This window comes from Flavobacterium fluvii, from assembly GCF_900129545.1.
Lineage (GTDB): Bacteria > Bacteroidota > Bacteroidia > Flavobacteriales > Flavobacteriaceae > Flavobacterium > Flavobacterium fluvii.
Genome location: NZ_FQWB01000009.1, coordinates 81,830 through 99,547 on the forward strand (window position 1 = coordinate 81,830; position 17,718 = coordinate 99,547).

At 37.6% G+C, this 17,718-nt stretch carries 10 protein-coding genes; 3 read left to right on the plus strand and 7 right to left on the minus strand.

Annotated elements, in window-relative coordinates:
- Positions 1–10 precede the first annotated feature (10 nt).
- The 3 genes from BUC16_RS16125 to BUC16_RS16135 all read right to left on the minus strand — a co-directional run bounded on the left by BUC16_RS16125 (position 11) and on the right by BUC16_RS16135 (position 2,375).
- A complete protein-coding gene (locus tag BUC16_RS16125) occupies positions 11–616 on the minus strand; it encodes a GNAT family N-acetyltransferase (RefSeq protein ID WP_073371845.1) in 606 nt (201 codons plus the stop codon).
- A 114-nt stretch (positions 617–730) separates the two neighbouring features.
- Positions 731–1,087, minus strand: a complete 357-nt coding sequence (locus BUC16_RS16130) for a hypothetical protein (protein ID WP_073371846.1) — start codon at positions 1,085–1,087, stop codon at positions 731–733.
- 109 nt (positions 1,088–1,196) lie between these two features.
- Complete coding sequence (locus tag BUC16_RS16135; RefSeq protein ID WP_073371847.1) at positions 1,197–2,375, minus strand: AIR synthase related protein; 1,179 nt, start codon at positions 2,373–2,375, stop codon at positions 1,197–1,199.
- Positions 2,376–2,844: 469 nt separating this feature from the next.
- Between BUC16_RS16135 and BUC16_RS16140 the strand changes: the two genes are divergently transcribed.
- On the plus strand, positions 2,845–3,117 hold the full coding sequence (locus BUC16_RS16140; RefSeq protein WP_073371848.1) for a DUF4242 domain-containing protein: 273 nt from the start codon (positions 2,845–2,847) through the stop codon (positions 3,115–3,117).
- A 70-nt stretch (positions 3,118–3,187) separates the two neighbouring features.
- On the opposite strand, the gene BUC16_RS16145 is transcribed toward BUC16_RS16140, so the two are convergent.
- The gene (locus BUC16_RS16145; protein ID WP_073371849.1) at positions 3,188–5,377 is read right to left on the minus strand and encodes a glutamine synthetase III family protein; all 2,190 of its coding nucleotides are present in this window, start codon (positions 5,375–5,377) and stop codon (positions 3,188–3,190) included.
- Between the two features lie 457 nt (positions 5,378–5,834).
- On the opposite strand from BUC16_RS16145, the gene BUC16_RS16150 reads away from it, so the two are divergent.
- Together BUC16_RS16150 and BUC16_RS16155 are read left to right on the plus strand one after the other, a co-directional pair.
- The gene (locus BUC16_RS16150; RefSeq protein ID WP_073371850.1) at positions 5,835–6,851 is read left to right on the plus strand and encodes a glutamine synthetase beta-grasp domain-containing protein; all 1,017 of its coding nucleotides are present in this window, start codon (positions 5,835–5,837) and stop codon (positions 6,849–6,851) included.
- A gap of 152 nt (positions 6,852–7,003) precedes the next feature.
- A complete protein-coding gene (locus BUC16_RS16155; RefSeq protein WP_073371851.1) occupies positions 7,004–7,960 on the plus strand; it encodes a TerC family protein in 957 nt (318 codons plus the stop codon).
- Positions 7,961–8,033: 73 nt separating this feature from the next.
- Here BUC16_RS16155 and BUC16_RS16160 read toward each other — a convergent pair whose 3' ends face one another.
- The 3 genes from BUC16_RS16160 to BUC16_RS16170 all read right to left on the minus strand — a co-directional run bounded on the left by BUC16_RS16160 (position 8,034) and on the right by BUC16_RS16170 (position 16,745).
- The gene (locus tag BUC16_RS16160; RefSeq protein ID WP_073371852.1) at positions 8,034–8,552 is read right to left on the minus strand and encodes a hypothetical protein; all 519 of its coding nucleotides are present in this window, start codon (positions 8,550–8,552) and stop codon (positions 8,034–8,036) included.
- Between the two features lie 351 nt (positions 8,553–8,903).
- Entirely contained in the window at positions 8,904–12,932 is a 4,029-nt protein-coding gene (locus BUC16_RS16165; RefSeq protein WP_073371853.1) for a hypothetical protein, read from the minus strand.
- Between the two features lie 411 nt (positions 12,933–13,343).
- Entirely contained in the window at positions 13,344–16,745 is a 3,402-nt protein-coding gene (locus BUC16_RS16170; protein WP_073371854.1) for a T9SS type A sorting domain-containing protein, read from the minus strand.
- Positions 16,746–17,718: the final 973 nt, after the last annotated feature.

Here is a 17,718-nt window from a genome sequence, read left to right on the forward strand (position 1 = left end):
CAGTTGTAGATTATAATTTATTTTTCAGATTTTCTTTCACTTCGTTGAACCATTCCTCACGAAGAATACTTAATATTATGCTATCGCGTCTTTTTTCTTCGCCTAAAAACACAGGCATGTGACTGCGAAAAATACCTTCTACTTTACAGCCGATGCTTTTCATTGCGGCAATACTTCGCTCATTGTTGTTGTCGGCACGGAATTCCACTCGTTCCATTCCAAGGGTTTCGAAAGCGAATTGCAAAAGCAGGAATTTACAATGCTTGTTTAATCCTGTTCCACGAAAATCTTTTCCGTACCAAGTGTAGCCCAATTGCAGGGTTTTGAACGGTAACTGAATGTCGTAAAAACGGGTGCTTCCGGCATATTTCCCTGATTTCTTGTCGAAAACTATAAAAGGAAATTCGGTTTTATTTTCTCTGGATTTTACAGCATGCTGAATGTAATTCGTTAGGTTTTCTTTTCCGTGTGCCGGAACCAACGAATATTTCCAGGTTTCGGGTTCGTTGATGGCAATTTCCAATAAATTTTCAACGTCAGATTCCTGTAATGGACGAAGCAGGACAAAGTCGTCTTCGAGGATTGTATTTTGCGGGATTTCGAAAATTTCTTTCATTGCGGGAATTTTAAAAATGGGCCACGGATGGCATAGATAAAACTGATTTTACTTCGTCTGTTCGACCCTTGGTCTCAGGACACGGATTTTTTGATTGAATGGAATGAAGAAAATCTATTCGTTCATTTCATCGTATCGTACCGGAACTTGTGGGTCGTATAATGGGCATTTGAATTCTTCCAAAGTATCGGCAAGAAGATCCATCGTTTTGCCTTCGGTTCCGTAGCAATCGATTTGGATGCTTTGTGGAGTGGTTTTGACGTGAAAAGCACCTTTTCCTTTGGTGTTTTTCCAGCTGTTTTCATCTACTTTTTCCCAATTTGAAAAAACTGAATTAATACGATTCAAAATAACTTGAACAGGAAGTGTTTCTAGTCCTTCTACTTCTTGTTGTTCGACCAAAGCTTCATAAACCAAGTGATGGTTGAGATAGATTCCGTCCTGATATTGCCAAAAAAGTAGTTCGTACATTGGAAAAAGCTAAAGAATTGAAAAATACTGTTTTTTTGTCACATCGAGCGCAGTCGAGATGCTGGGTTCTCGACTGCACTCGAACTGACAATTGGATTTATCTACAAAATTAATACTGGAAAGTACCGTATTCGCTGGTAATAGTTAGTTTTTTAGCATCGGATGCTTCTACTCTGCCCACGATTTGTGCGTTGACATTGAACGATTTTGAAATCGAAATAATGTCCTGGGCAACGGCTTCGGGAACGTAAATTTCCATACGGTGACCGCAATTGAATACCTGATACATTTCTTTCCAATCGGTTTTGGATTGTTCCTGAATTAACTGAAACAATGGCGGAACCGGAAATAAATTGTCTTTTATGATATGTAGATTATTTACAAAATGTAAAATCTTGGTTTGCGCTCCTCCACTGCAATGCACCATTCCGTGAATTTCATTGGACGAATATTTATCCAATATTTTCTTGATGATTGGCGCGTATGTTCTGGTTGGTGAAAGTACTAATTGTCCGGCATCGATTGGGGAATTTTCGACAGCATCGGTCAATTTTACCTGACCGGAATAAATCAGTTCCTCAGGAACGGCAGCATCGTAACTTTCAGGATATTTGATTGCCAAATATTTACCGAAAACATCGTGACGTGCTGATGTCAGTCCGTTGCTTCCCATACCGCCATTATAGCTTTTTTCGTAAGTCGCCTGACCGAAAGATTCCAATCCTACGATTACGTCTCCAGCTTTTATGTTGGCATTATCAATAACTTTAGAACGTTTCATACGAGCCGTAACAGTTGAATCTACGATGATAGTTCGAACAATATCACCTACATCGGCAGTTTCTCCACCTGTTGAATGAATAGTCACTCCGAAAGAATCCAATTCTTTGATCAGTTCTTCGGTTCCGTTGATGATTGCTGAAATTACTTCGGCAGGAATCAGGTTTTTATTTCTTCCAATTGTGGATGAAAGCAAAATATTGTCGGTTGCTCCCACACACAATAAATCGTCGATATTCATAATCAAAGCGTCTTGTGCAATGCCTTTCCAAACTGAAATATCGCCCGTTTCTTTCCAATACATATACGCCAAAGACGATTTGGTACCTGCGCCATCTGCGTGCATTATCAAACAATAATCGGAATCATTGGTTAAATAATCCGGTACAATTTTGCAAAAAGCCTGTGGAAATAATCCTTTGTCGATATTTTTTATGGCGTTGTGCACATCTTCTTTAGATGCTGAAACTCCTCTTTGTGCATAACGTTTGCTAGAATCTGAACTCATTTTATAGGTGTGTAGTTGTGGCGCAAATATAATTATTTTTTTGGGTTTTGCCTATTGGGTTTTGCATAGCATTGTTTTAAAAAAAAGTTAGCCACAAATTACACTAATAAACACAAATTTCAATTAGTTTTTAATTACACAAATTTCTTAATCTTATAGATTTTAAAGATTTGTGTAAAATTTGAGCACGCAGATTTTGCGGATTTTTGCAGATTTTGTAAAATCAGAAATAATTGAAGAAACTAATTTTTAAATACTAATGCATCAAGTTTTTAAGGGGGCAAGGAATTTTATGGTTGATTCTTGAAAATCGATTTTTTTTCGTTATATTTGATATAAGTATTTGACTTTAAACAACTTAATTTAAACCAAACCCCTACCTACTTATAAAGTGGAATCCAGCGACCACTTAAAAAAACGGGGCACAACCGAAAAGCCATAAGAGTAGGAAATCAAAAAACTATAAAAAATGCCTAAGTACGTAATTGAAAGAGAAGTTCCCGGCGTAGGAAAACTTGGTCCGGATGAATTGAAAGCTATTTCGCAAACTTCCTGCGGAGTATTGAGCAAAATGGGACCAGAAATCCAGTGGGTTCACAGCTATGTGACAAACGACAAAATCTATTGTATTTACAATGCCGCAAACGAAGAAATGGTTCGTGAACATGCCAAACTAGGTGGTTTTCCGGCAAATTCAGTTAGCCCAGTTTCTGCAATCATTGACCCTATAACTGCAGAATAATCAAATCAAACCATAAAAAAATGCCTATCCAAAACTGGATAGGCACTTTAAATAAGCAACAATTGCTGTTTTATTTGGTAAGCAACAATTCCCTGTATTTGGTCAATGTCCAAGTTTCATCATCCACCAACAACTCCAATTTGTCGCAGTGATTTCTGATTTCTTCGAAATAAGGTTTCACTTTATTGCAATAAGCTTCCGCCATTTTTTGGGCACTCTCCAAATGATTGGCTTTCTTTCTTTCGTTGGTCATCGCTTCCACTTTAGAATTGATTCCTTCGATATGCCCAGAAACTTCCCTGATGAGAATAATTTGTTCTTTGGCCAACGTTTTGAACTCGTCTCCAAAAATTTCCTTTAACCCTTTTACGTTTTCGATCAAGGTATTTTGGTAGCGAATAGCCGTTGGAATCACGTGATTTTGTGACAAATCGCCCAAAACTCTACCCTCGATTTGAATTTTCTTGGTGTATTCTTCCAATTCGATTTCGTAACGCGCTTCCACTTCCACTTGGTTCATGATTCCCATTTCCGAGAACAAATCCAAGGCTTGTTTGGAAGCTCTGGCTTTCAAGGCTTCAGGAGTTGTTTTGAAATTACTCAAACCTCTTTTGGCAGCTTCTTTTTCCCAAGCTTCGCTGTAACCGTCTCCTTCAAAAAGGATTTTTTTGGATTGTTTGATGTATTCTCTCAATACATTGAATATTGCATCATCCTTTTTCATGTCCTTGCTTTCAATCAAGGCATCCACTTCAATTTTGAAGTCTTTCAATTGCTTGGCAACAATCGTGTTCAAAGTCGTCATTGCATTCGAACAGTTGGCCGATGAACCCACAGCCCTGAACTCGAATTTATTCCCCGTAAAGGCAAATGGCGAAGTCCTGTTTCTGTCGGTATTATCCAAAAGAACGTCCGGAATTTTACCAACTACGTTCAATTTTAAATCCGTTTTTTCTTCTGGCGATAATTTCCCTTTGGTTACACCTTCCAATTCTTCCAAAACTTTGGTCAATTGTTCTCCAATAAAAACTGAAATAATGGCTGGCGGCGCTTCATTGGCCCCCAATCTATGGTCGTTACTGGCTGTTGCAATGGCTCCTCTCAACAAGGATTCATAATCATTTACCGCTTTGATGGTGTTGATAAAGAAAGCCAAAAACTGCAAATTACTCATTGGCGTTTTGCTGGGACTCAACAAATTGACTCCTGTATCTGTTGCCAGTGACCAATTGTTGTGTTTCCCGGAACCATTTACTCCCTTGAATGGTTTTTCGTGTAGCAATACTTTCAAATCGTGACGTTCTGCCACTTTTTGCATTACGTCCATCAACAAGCAATTGTGATCTACGGCTAGATTTGTTTCTTCGAAAATAGGTGCCAACTCAAATTGGTTGGGAGCTACTTCGTTATGACGCGTTTTTACCGGAATTCCGAGCAACATGCATTCTTGCTCCAAATCTCTCATATAGGACAAAGCACGAGTTGGAATAGAACCAAAATAATGGTCGTCCAATTGTTGTCCCTTGGCAGAAGTATGACCCAACAATGTTCTTCCTGTCATGATTAAATCAGGACGAGAATTTGCCAAACCACTGTCAACCAAGAAATATTCTTGTTCCCAACCCAAAGTGGCAGTAACTTTCTTCACGTTTTTGTCGAAATATTTACATACTTCAGTTGCCGCTTCATCTATGGCAGACAAGGCTCTCAACAATGGAATCTTATTATCCAATGCTTCTCCTGTGTAGGAAATAAAAACGGTTGGAATACATAAAGTCGTTCCATATATAAATGCCGGAGATGTTGGATCCCAAGCCGTATAACCTCTTGCCTCAAAAGTATTTCTGATTCCTCCATGCGGAAAACTGGATGCGTCTGGTTCTTGTTGTACCAATTGTCCACCACCAAATTTTTCTACTGGATCGCTGCCGTCATAAGAAGTTTCGAAGAACGCATCGTGTTTTTCGGCAGTGGTTCCCGTTAGAGGTTGAAACCAGTGTGTATAATGGGTTACCCCTTTTGACAAAGCCCACTCTTTCATTCCCATTGCAATATAATCGGCTAACTTTCTGTCAATTTTAGTTCCGTGTTGGATTGCTCCTTGTACTCCTTTTAAAGCATCTGAAGTCAGATATTGCTTCATTGCCTTTTCGTTGAATACATTTGACCCAAAAATGATTGATTTCCTGTCGGTCTCTTCAAATGGTACCGCCTTTCTGGACGAAGCTTCTTTCAAAGCTTGAAAACGTAATGTTGACATAATAATTGCTTTTTATTGAATTAATTTTTACCTGCAAAATACAAGAAGACAAATATAAAAAATATAAAAGTAATAGAATATATTTAATAGGTTTCGGTTTTATTTACAATAACAATGGTAACATTAGGCAAAACACCGTAAAAAAAATCATCATTAAAGAAACATAATCCCAAAATATAACTATCTAATTTAAAAACAAATAGCGCAAAAACAAATAGCCCTATTTTTTAGCAATAAAAAACTTAACAATTTGTTATTATTCGAAACCCGCATATTACGAATTTAATTTTTATACCTTATTTTAATCACAATTTTTTAGTTATACCCCCCTAATATTACAATTTTACCAAAAATAACATTCTTATAAATAAAAAATACCCCCTCTATTTTTACCCATCACTAAATTAATATATATTTGCATCAGAATTTCAAAAAATTAATTTATATATTTTATATCATGGCAAAAATTAAATTAGAGTACCTTTGGTTAGACGGTTATGAACCAACACAAAATCTTAGAAGTAAAACCAAAGTAGAAGAACACGAAAATTTTCAAGGAACTTTGGCAGAAATTGGAAATTGGTCTTTTGACGGTTCTTCAACAAAACAAGCTGAAGGTGGTTCTTCTGACTGTTTATTAGTACCAGTAGCTATTTATCCAGATCCAACTCGTATCAATGGATACTTGGTAATGTCAGAAGTTATGTTTGCTGATGGAGCTCCACACCCTTCAAACGGTAGAGCTACTATTGATGATGATAACGATGATTTCTGGTTTGGATTCGAACAAGAATATTTCATCATGGACACTAAAACATTATTGCCTTTAGGATTTCCAGTTGGTGGATACCCTGCACCACAAGGTATGTACTATTGTTCAGTAGGTGGAAAAAACACACACGGAAGAAAATTAGTTGAAGAGCATGCAGATTTATGTATTGCTGCTGGACTTAACTTTGAAGGAATCAATCAAGAAGTTGCTTGTGGACAATGGGAATTCCAATTGTTTGCCAAAGGAGCTAAAAAAGCAGGTGATGAAATCTGGGTTGCTAGATATTTACTAGATCGTTTGACTGAAAAATACGGATACTATATTGAATACCACCCAAAACCACTAGGTGATACCGATTGGAATGGTTCTGGTATGCACGCCAACTTCTCTAACGAAGTGCTAAGAACATGTGGAGACAAAGCAGTATATGACAAAATATGTGAAGCTTTCCGTCCAGTTGTTGAAGAGCACATCGCAGTTTACGGAGCTTACAACGAGCAACGTTTGACTGGTAAACACGAAACTGCTTCTATCCATGATTTCTCTTACGGAGTATCTGACAGAGGAGCTTCAATCAGAATCCCTTTATATACTGTACAACACGGTTGGAAAGGATACCTTGAAGACAGAAGACCAGCATCTAATGGTGATCCATACAAAATTGCTGCAAGAATTATCAAAACTGTAAAATCAGCATTGTAATTCGCATCCAATTATAACTAAAAAGTGCTTTCAGAAATGAAGGCACTTTTTTTTTATGCCTAGATTATGTAATTTATACTTTATTTTAGAAATAAGTTTTAAACTTAAGCAATCAAAAAGTATCTTTACCGAACTATAAAATTATTATTTTCATGATTGTCTGGACTCTATTTTTAGCAGCTATAATACTATTTCTTGGACTTGATTTAGGTGTTTTCAACAAAACGCCACATGTTATTGGCGCCAAGGAAGCCAGTAAGTGGACTGCCGTATTTGTAACAATTTCTTTCCTGTTTTCTGGAGTTATTTTTTGGCTCTATCAAAACAATTACATCGCCAACCCCGATGGACTAAAACCTGCAGCTGCATCCATAAAATATCTTACTGGATACTTAATCGAATTATCATTGAGTATTGACAACATATTCGTGATTGCCATCATTTTTTCTTCCTTTAAAATACCACAAAAATACCAACATCGCGTATTGTTTTGGGGAATTTTGGGAGCTATTGTCTTTAGGGGGTTAATGATTTATTTTGGCGTTATGCTTATCAATAAATTTAGCTGGACAACCTACTTGTTTGGTGCTTTTTTGATTTTCACGGCCCTAAAAATGTTGTTTACCAAAGAAGAGGAAGAATTCAAACCAAAAAACTCCTTGATCTACAAGCTATTGGGAAAAATAGTTCCAATTACCAATCACGTCGAGAAGGAACATTTTTTTGTAAAAATTAAGGAAAAAACTTTTGCAACTCCTTTATTTGTGGCACTAATCGTTATTGAAGTAATGGACGTCGTATTTGCCTTGGATAGTGTTCCCGCAATTTTAGCCATTACCTCAGACCCTTTTTTAGTATTCAGTTCCAATATTTTTGCCATCTTGGGATTGCGTTCGATGTATTTCTTTTTGGCCCATATGTTGGAGAAATTTGCCCATTTAGAATACAGTCTTATTGCCATTTTGACTTTTGTAGGACTGAAAATGTTGCTTAAAGACTTTTTGGAAATTCCAGAATGGTTATCGTTGAGTTTTATTGCACTTTCACTTATTACGGGAGTCGTCGTTTCTTTGCAACTGGGCAAAGACGAAGTTTCCAAGGAAAAATAACTAATACAACTTCAAATCATAAAATAAAAAAAGGAAATCTCTCGATTTCCTTTTTTTATGGGGGTCAAACTTCTTAGAAATTAATCTTTTGCACTTGACTTTCTTTTAAATCTAGAGCATTCATAACTTCTAAATAATTATTGGTATTAACTGTAGAAGCAAAATCAGCAGGAACTACAACTATTCTAAAAATTTGATTTAATCTATATTCATTTGGAACGGTTATCAAATCTGTTCCACTCAAATAAATATCAACGTATGAATAGGTAAAATTGAAATTAAATGAAAAATCTCGGGCATCGTTAAGTTGATAATATGTTTCCGGCAAAAACTCCCAAATTGCTTTACCATTGTCTACTCCTCCTAAACGATATACCAAAACTACATCTGAATCATATAATGTGTTAGGAAAATTAAATCTAACCTTAAAATTGTTGCCCGAAGTAAAATTATAGTAGTTACTACTTGTATTCTCATAGACAATACCTATTAATCCATCCTGGCCCGGAGCACCCGGAGGTCCTTCTGGTCCTGTACATCCTTGGAAACCAAACATTCCAATCACGGCTAAAAGTGTAAATATTTTTTTCATAATTTTTTATTTTTTTATGGGTTCGTATAGGCTATTCCAAAAACCAAACCAAAATTATTATTTTCAATAAATTTATTGAAAATAAATTGAATTGCATTTCAAATCATCAAAAAAAGCAAATCATATATGGCAATACAAGGCTTCACGCCCAAAGATAAGCTTACTAAGCAACACCATATTTTTTTTCAACAGTCCATCTCTTTGATAAATAAATCCATAAAATGAACATTCCCAAAAGAATACTAAATTCCATATTGGATATTAATGGAACAAAAACAAGCCGCTTAAAGCCATTATAAAAACAAAAAGCATCCCTTTCGAGATGCTTTTTTATTAAAGATTAAATTAAAATTAATTTTTTATGACTTGTTTTGTAGTTGACCCAATATTAGTAATTACTGTTATGAAATAATACCCCGATGCAGTAAAATTATAAGGGACAAGAACTTCTTTGTTCAAAGAACTAGGAGTAGGATCATTATAAGTAAACAACAAGGCACCTCCAACAGTACTTCTCACTTCAATTTTTACAGGTGAAGAATAACTAAATTTATAGGTAACAGTAGCTTGACTAACAATTGGAACAGGATTAACAATAAAAGCTGCTCTTTCTTCAACACAAGTCAAAGGAGTTTGATTGTATCCCATTGAGATTCTACAACCATCAAAGGCATTATTGATCACATCAACTGCATTGGCAAGTGCAGACAATGTCACACCAGCAGGGAGTGCTTCTCCTCCCAATGCTTTATTTGCCATTTCGAACAATTGTTGAACAGTTTTACCATTTACAAAAGCTGGTATGTCAAAATATTTATACTCGTTAATTGTTGGAGTATAGATGTCATACGAACAACTTCTTGGCATAGGAATATTGGAACCACAACCTCCTAATGGCGCAGCAGTTGCCAGTTTTCCTGATTGCAGAACAAAATTTCCAAGTTTACCGTTAATACCCAAATTAAGCCCTAAAGTAATGGTTTGAGCCAATAAAGTATTGTTGATATTTCCTTTTTTCAAATAGGTAGCTGCTGTTAATGCACTTATATGAGGATTACCATTTGACAACACATAACTACTTCCTCCTCCAGGCAACACTTCTATGATGGCATTTATATCAGCTGTTGTGTTTGACAACAAAACAGATTTTCCAGGCAAACCAATTCTCATCATATTTGATGGAATAGGTTCAGCATTTAAAGGATAAGAACTTAAAGCTTTTGCTATTAATCCTTTTGTTGAGTAAAGAGTACCATTTTCTTCTCCAGCACATGATTTACCACCTGCATTTCCGTAATATCCTTGGGTATAAGTACAAAGAGCATCACAGAAATCAATCAAAAATGTTGCTTTATGACTAGCCGTTTGACAATTGTCAGTAACAACATATTCAACTAACAATGGAACACCTGCAGCTGGCAATGAATACTGGGCCAAATTAGTTACAACTGCATTAGAACATCCTCCAGTATAAGTAAATCCAGTAATCCATTGAGCAAAAAGTTCTTCTTTATTTTGATCACATTTAACAACTACATCTCCAGGATATGAAACAATCAGTTTTTCTGCAGCTTCAATACTGAAAGTTGCACTAACACTATCCTGAGTACAGTTGTCTTCAATGCTGTAAGTTACGGTTACACTACCACCCTCACATAATATTGGTGCTTGTGGAGTTGCAGGATTCATTTTGGCAATGCCGTTACACCCTGCATTAACCGTTTTGAATTCTGATAACCATATTCCAAATGCTGTATTTACATCATCTTGAATTGCATAATCACATGATGTTTTTGAAATGTTCATTGGACCAGTTACATCTACTGCTGCTGCTTTTGTAACCTTGAATGTTCTGGTTACTGAAGCATTGGTACAAGCATCATTGGCTTTATAGGTCAAGGTGATGTCGGCTCCTGCACAGAAATCAACAGTAGGAGGTGTTGACAAGAAACCGCCTGTTGCATTACAACCTGCGTTTGTTATCTTGAATTCGGCCAACCACGCATTGTAGGCTGCCGTCAATCCGGCTTGGTCTGTGTATTCACAAACGGCTTTGTTGATGCTTGCTGGTCCTGCAACGGCTACTGCGTCAGCTTTGGTTACCTTGAATGTTCTGGTTACAGAAGCATTGGTACAGGCGTCAACGGCTCTGTAGGTCAAGGTGATGTCGGCTCCTGCGCAGAAATCAACTGTGGCTGGAGGGGTTGTCAAGAAACCGCCTGTTGCATTACAACCTGTGTTTGTTATCTTGAATTCGGCCAACCACGCATTGTAGGCTGCCGTCAATCCGGCTTGGTTCGTGTAATCACAAACCTTTTTATCTATGCTTGCTGGTCCTGCAACGGCTACTGCGTCAGCTTTGGTTACCTTGAATGTTCTGGTTACTGAAGCATTGGTACAGGCGTCAGCGGCTCTGTAGGTCAAGGTGATGTCGGCTCCTGCACAGAAATCAACTGTCGGAGGTGTTGACAAGAAACCGCCTGTTGCATTACAACCTGCGTTTGTTATCTTGAATTCGGCCAACCAAGCATTGTAGGCTGCCGTCAATCCGGCTTGGTTCGTGTAATCACAAACCTTTTTGTCTATGCTTGCTGGTCCTGCAACGGCTACTGCGTCAGCTTTGGTTACTTTGAATGTTCTGGTTACAGAAGCATTGGTACAGGCGTCAGCGGCTCTGTAGGTCAACGTGATGTCGGCTCCTGCACAGAAATCTACTGTTGGAGGTGTTGTCAAGAAATCGCCTGTTGCATTACAACCTGCATTGGTTATCTTGAATTCGGCCAACCAAGCATTGTAGGCTGCCGTCAATCCAGCTTGGTCTGTGTAATCACAAACGGCTTTGTTGATGCTTGCTGGTCCTGTAACAGCAACAGCTTCTCCTTTATTGATGCTGAAAGTAGCAGTACAAGAAGCTTGCTTGGCACAAGCATCCGTTACACTGAAATTAACGGTTACGCTACCTCCAGTACATAAATTTGGTGCTTTTAGGTTCAATAATCCTGAAGGAACTAATGTGCCATTTCCACCTGAAGCAGTGAATCCAGCTACCCAGGCAGCAAATGCTGTATCTAAAGCATTTTGGCTTGCATAATCACAGGCACTTTTTGAAACATCTGGAGAACAATTAACAACAATAGGTATTGAAGGAGTTGCTGTTACTGTTCCAGAGGCTGGAGCGGTAGGACAACCGTCTTTATTGTATGCCGTAACAGTATAAGTTCCTGCTGTAGTTACTGTAATACTTTGAGTTGTTTGACCACCAGGAGACCATAAATAAGTGTAATCACCAGGAGAACCAGGGCTTGGAGTGGCGGTAATTGTTGCACTTTGCCCTACACAAAGAATATTTGCTGAATCTACAGTTACCAATGGAACACCTGCTAATTTCCCACCAATGAAATCATCAAGTGATGCGGTTACAGATTGTGAAGATCTTGTCTCAAGCAAGACTGTTGAAAAACATTTGTTGACATTATCCCCAAGTGCCGATAAATCAACAAATCCTTCATAAAATTCATTTTGCTCATATAGTTTTGGAACACGTTTTGACAAAAAATCCCAACCCTCGGGTATAGGTTCTCCTGCAGTATTATTTTCAGCAACGATACTGGCAATATTTGTAGTTTCCAAGTTGCCATTTGTATTAGGAACAATGCTGCTAGATTCATCAGTAACATCTCCTCCGCCTATCCATCTATATACTTTTACGGTACCTAAACGACCACCACCGGTAAAATCAGCAAGAACCAAAATATCTCCTCGAGAATGTTCTGGATCGAATATTTTATTGCCATTTATTTCAACTGGGCCTGTGCCATTCTGATAAAACCAGAATCCTATTTGGGCATCCCCATTATTGGAAGTTCTATCACCCGCAAAAACCAAATAGTTTCCACCAGTTAATGTTTTAATACTATTAGTAGCTTGATCATAATAACTAACTGTATTAACCAACCCGGCAGCACCATTGGCAATATCATTTTTGGCTTTAGTTTGGCCATCGGCCCATACTTGAGCATTGGCAAAAAGGAAATCCTTGGAACCTTCCGTGAATTGATTGTCGATTGTACCATTGCCAAATGGATCTTGAAAATGAACAACACTACTATTGTACGACCATTCATTTGCCTTTCCATCAATAACAATTGTTGGTGGCGGAACAATTGTTTGCGCCGATAAAAAATTGGAAAACAAAAAAAGCATAAACAGTAAAATCAAACTGCCTATACCTCTGCCACTACTCGACCGATTCGAGTACCCATTCTCCTTTAAGTCGTCTTTGGAAAAATCAAACTTAAAGCTACTTTCTTCACTGGTTTCAAAGATCAAGTCTTTGGGAGTGAAAAGGTTTAAAAAACCTGGTAACGTAAATCTTTTCATAATGTTAAAGTGTTAGTTAACACCACATTATTGGAAATTAAATTTGTAGATTGGAGGGAATTTGTCGTAGGTTTAAACAAAAAATTCTTTGAGGATGTTAAAGTTATTCAAGTCATTTGAATTCAAACAACTTTTCCCATGAACTATCAGATTTTATCGATTAAATACACTTTTAATCCAATCAAGACTATTAAATCAGTATTAAATATGTTAATTTTTTATCTTACACAAACACCAACCTCCATTTTATTATAATAAATCATGAATTTAATTATCAGAATTGTCGACTTATAAATACTGGTATTTCCATTTAATTGTGAGCTCATAAAAAAACCTCGGAAATTTTCATTTCCGAGGTTTGTCTTTAAATTCCAATCCTTTTCATTTTTTGGACTAGACGATTATAGAAAATTATCTGGAGGACACTACTTTTTTCGTACTGCTTCCTCTATTAGTGGTCACTTTCACAATATACACTTGCTCTTGTCCTTTGCTTGTTTTAAGATCCAGTGTTATTTCTTTGTTCAAATAACTATTGGTATCAGTTTTTGTAAGTACTGATATCCCTTGCGCATTGAACACCTCGATTTTTACATCAGATACATAATCAAATTTGTATCTAATGGTAAACTGGTCTTTGAAAGGAACCGGATAAGCATCGAAAACTGCATTACTTGTGGTTTTAGCAGTTGCTTCTATCAGAGAAATGGCATCTGTTTGTATTGTACCCGGCAAACCACTACACAAATCATGATTCTGGTTATTGGCATTATCAAGCTGAGTTGCCAACGGTTCGTAATTACAGGTATTAAAGCCTTCTTTGATAGCCATATACAATTGGTTGAAGTCTAAGCCTAAGAAGTCAAGATACTTAGAGCCCAATGCTGAGGCATTCAGTAATGCTGCTACACCGGTTCTTGCCAGTTTCTTACAACCTCCACCACCGGCACCCATTGCAGCACCCATTGTGGTAGGCAAATTACTGATATTGCAACCTTGCCCACAATTAGTAGTAATGCCAAAGTATGCTACAAATCCTGTACTAGTTGTAAACTCGCCTCCTGCAGCACCACATGTATCGCCAGGAATTGCTTTCACTACAGGATCATTACAATTATCCCAAAGTTCTGGATGTGTTTTCCAGAATCCAGGAGTACATCCGTTACCGCAGTCGCCAACCGTTACCATTTGAATACATGGAATAGAAATGTTTGTACATTCATCTGTAGCACTCCAGCTATGGCTATATGTTATTGAGCCATCTGCATTAGTAACTGGTATACCATCACCTAAATCATTAATGGTAATATTTCCAGTACAATTATCAGTTGCTGTTGGAGGTTCGAATACAACAGTTGTTCCACAAGCCACAGTTTTATCTGCTGCACATATAAGCACTGGTGCAGTTTCATCATAATGTCTGCTTACCCTGGTGGTTTGTGTCAATGCCACATTCAAACAACTGTCCGTGAAATTAAAGGTGTAGTCGCGGTATTGGGTACAACCGTCTTGACTGGTTTGTACATCGCCCGCAACACCATTTATGCTTCCGCCTGCATCACAATTGTCGCTGTAGGTAGTTGTTACCACTGTTGGCCAAGCTGGATTACATCCTTCCAAGACAACGTCGGGTTTGTCAACTATAACAGGTGCAGTTTCATCAAAATGCCTGCTTACCCTGGTGGTTTGTGTCAATGCCACATTCAAACAACTGTCCGTGAAATTAAAGGTGTAGTCGCGGTATTGGGTACAACCGTCTTGACTGGTTTGTACATCGCCCGCAACACCATTTATGCTTCCGCCTGCATCACAATTGTCGCTGTAGGTAGTTGTTACCACTGTTGGCCAAGCTGGATTACATCCTTCCAAGACAACGTCGGGTTTGTCAACTATAACAGGTGCAGTTTCATCATAATGTCTGCTTACCCTGGTGGTTTGTGTCAATGCCACATTCAAACAACTGTCCGTGAAATTAAAGGTGTAGTCGCGGTATTGGGTACAACCGTCTTGACTGGTTTGTACATCGCCCGCAACACCATTTATGCTTCCGCCTGCATCACAATTGTCGCTGTAGGTAGTTGTTACCACTGTTGGCCAAGCTGGATTACATCCTTCCAAGACAACGTCGGGTTTGTCGGCTATAACCGGTGCAGTCAAATCATAATGTTTGCTTACCCTGGTGGTTTGTGTCAATGCCACATTCAAACAACTGTCAGTGAAATTAAAGGTGTAATCGCGGTATTGGGTACAACCGTCTTGACTGGTTTGTACATCGCCCGCAACACCATTTATGCTTCCGCCTGCATCACAATTATCGGTGTAGGTGGTGGTCACCACTGCCGGCCAGTCTGGATTACATCCTGCTAAAGTATAATCAGGTTTGTCGGCTATAACCGGCAATGTCGTATCACTTGTCCAAGTATAAGTGATACTTTTCTGATCAGCTACATTATTACATTTATCCGTGTAATTCGCATTCCATGTTTGAGTGTATGCACATCCAATATTAGTTGGTCCCGTTGTGGTTACAACTGGTGTAAATACTCCATCGCAGTTATCCAAACCCGTAAAGGTCGGTGGTGTCACGGTTGGATTACAACCTTCTAAAGCTCCACTGGTGGCTGTAGTTGAAATCACCGGCTTAACTTGATCCGAACACAAATTCACTTGAAAAGGTGCTCCGGGAAAATCCTTTAACTCTGATTGACCGGAAGAACCAGAAGTTCTAGTTCTTACAAATAAGGTACTGATTGTAAAACAAGCATCAGGAGTAGAAAAATCTGCAAAAATTCGAGTTATATTAACTGCCCCTTCTGCCCATTGATTTGGCTCATATGCCCACACATTAGGATTGGTGGCAAAAGGAGCTTGATTATAAATAGGATAAGGCACTATAGTTTGAGCCGTGTTATTTGTACCATAAACAGCACCTGTAGGAGGGGTAATTGGATCGCCATAAGCAGTTCCAGTCCATCGTCTAACAACAACATTTGCAGATACCCCACCTTTGGTAAACTCAACGGTTATTAAAAGATCTCCAGGCAAACGCCCGCTGGGAGTACCCGCATAAGAGGTAAACACACCCTTATCATACCCTTTTGAGTCCTTTCCTGTCACGGTCATTTCTAATTTTTTTTGCAGAATCTCAAAATCGATATAACTGCTACCGTCAGTTACTTGCCGGTCTGCAGCGAAAATCAGCCATAAATCGGTTGCTAATACTGGGGGATTTTGTCCTGGGAAATTAATTGGATCCCCATGAGTAAAATGAGCAATTGCATTTTGAATTTCATTTTTGTTTGGTGAAGAACCCATACCCCAGCTATAAGAGGAAATATTATCATTGATCTTATTGGTACTGGTGAAAATAGTTGGATCATTAATTGTGATATTATCCCTGAAAAAAGTAGTGAGGGGATAAACATAGAAACTATCCGCACCTGTTTGACCGGGTGTTGGTAATGGTCCGTCTGGGTAAGTGTAAGGCTGACCATTAAATAGGGGTGGTACAGGTTTAAATATCCCTCCGGGATTAGCTGATGCATCTGTTACGCCCACCTGAAATAAAAAGTCTCCGCCAGCTTCTCCGGAATAATTGACAAATGCATTCCCATCAATGGCAAAACCGCCCTTGGGGGCAACAACTGGCGCCGTTCCTAAAATATTTTGGGCTTTGGCAGTATAATCCGTCATTAGAATTGTTCCCAATACTAGGAGCCATAGCCTTGACAAGAAGCCTGCTTTGAAACGGCAGGAAAAAGTGTCACAATTTTCTTGTACACTTTTTATCGTATAAAAAATAAATTTTTTCATAATAATATGGTTTTATGACCATAGTATTATAAAGGAAGAATAGATAGAAATTGGGTTTTCGAGAAATCCAAAAGAAGTTGTTTCATATAATGTAATTTAACACCATAAAATTAGAAATTACTGGAAGTTTACAGACTGGAGCATAAAATCAAGGAAACTCACACACCATCCTCATAAACAAACTTATGAAGTTTACTATCCTCAAAAAGACAATCTATTGCGGGGAGCAATCAGATTCTTTTTATAACAAAAATTAGTTTTAAAAAGCGTAAAATTTTGTCCAAAAATAAATAGAAGAAAATAAAATAATACTAGAATAAAAAACTAAAAGTTCATACCATATAATATACAACTTTCAGTCTCAAGAATACCTTCAAAAAATAACTTATTGAAGTAGAACATCTTCAAAAGATTTCGTTATTTAAGGTTAATAACCAATCTTTTCTTTTACCCTAAAACCGTCATTTTCAACAATCAAAACCTGTTCAAAAAATGACTAATCAAAATTAATTCATTTAAAAATAACGAGGCTGTAAAAACAATAAAAATAACGATTAAAGTCAATTATAAACGATAAAAAACACTGTCATTAAGAATATAAGCACATAATCAATGAGAAAAATTAAAACTAAAAAATTAACATAACTTGTTAATTTTCAATTAATTACATACAAATATTTTATAAAAAAAACCAAAAAAAACAGCCCATTGTGGACATTGTTATCCTTAACGCTGTTTTACCTAAAAAAAGACAACTTTTTAACTTAAAAAACAACTTTTTGGACAAATCTAAGCCAAGCTAAAAACACATCAGAAAAAGTCGATTAAAAACTAATCCTTCATAAAAGAGTCATTCCCGATTCTGATGAAGAAGGAATCCTTTTGGGAGAATTTTTTGGAGTCTATTCGAAACCACGGCATCTATTTGGAAAGCCAAAATGGCAAGTTTGAAGGGAGTATTTAAATATTTTTT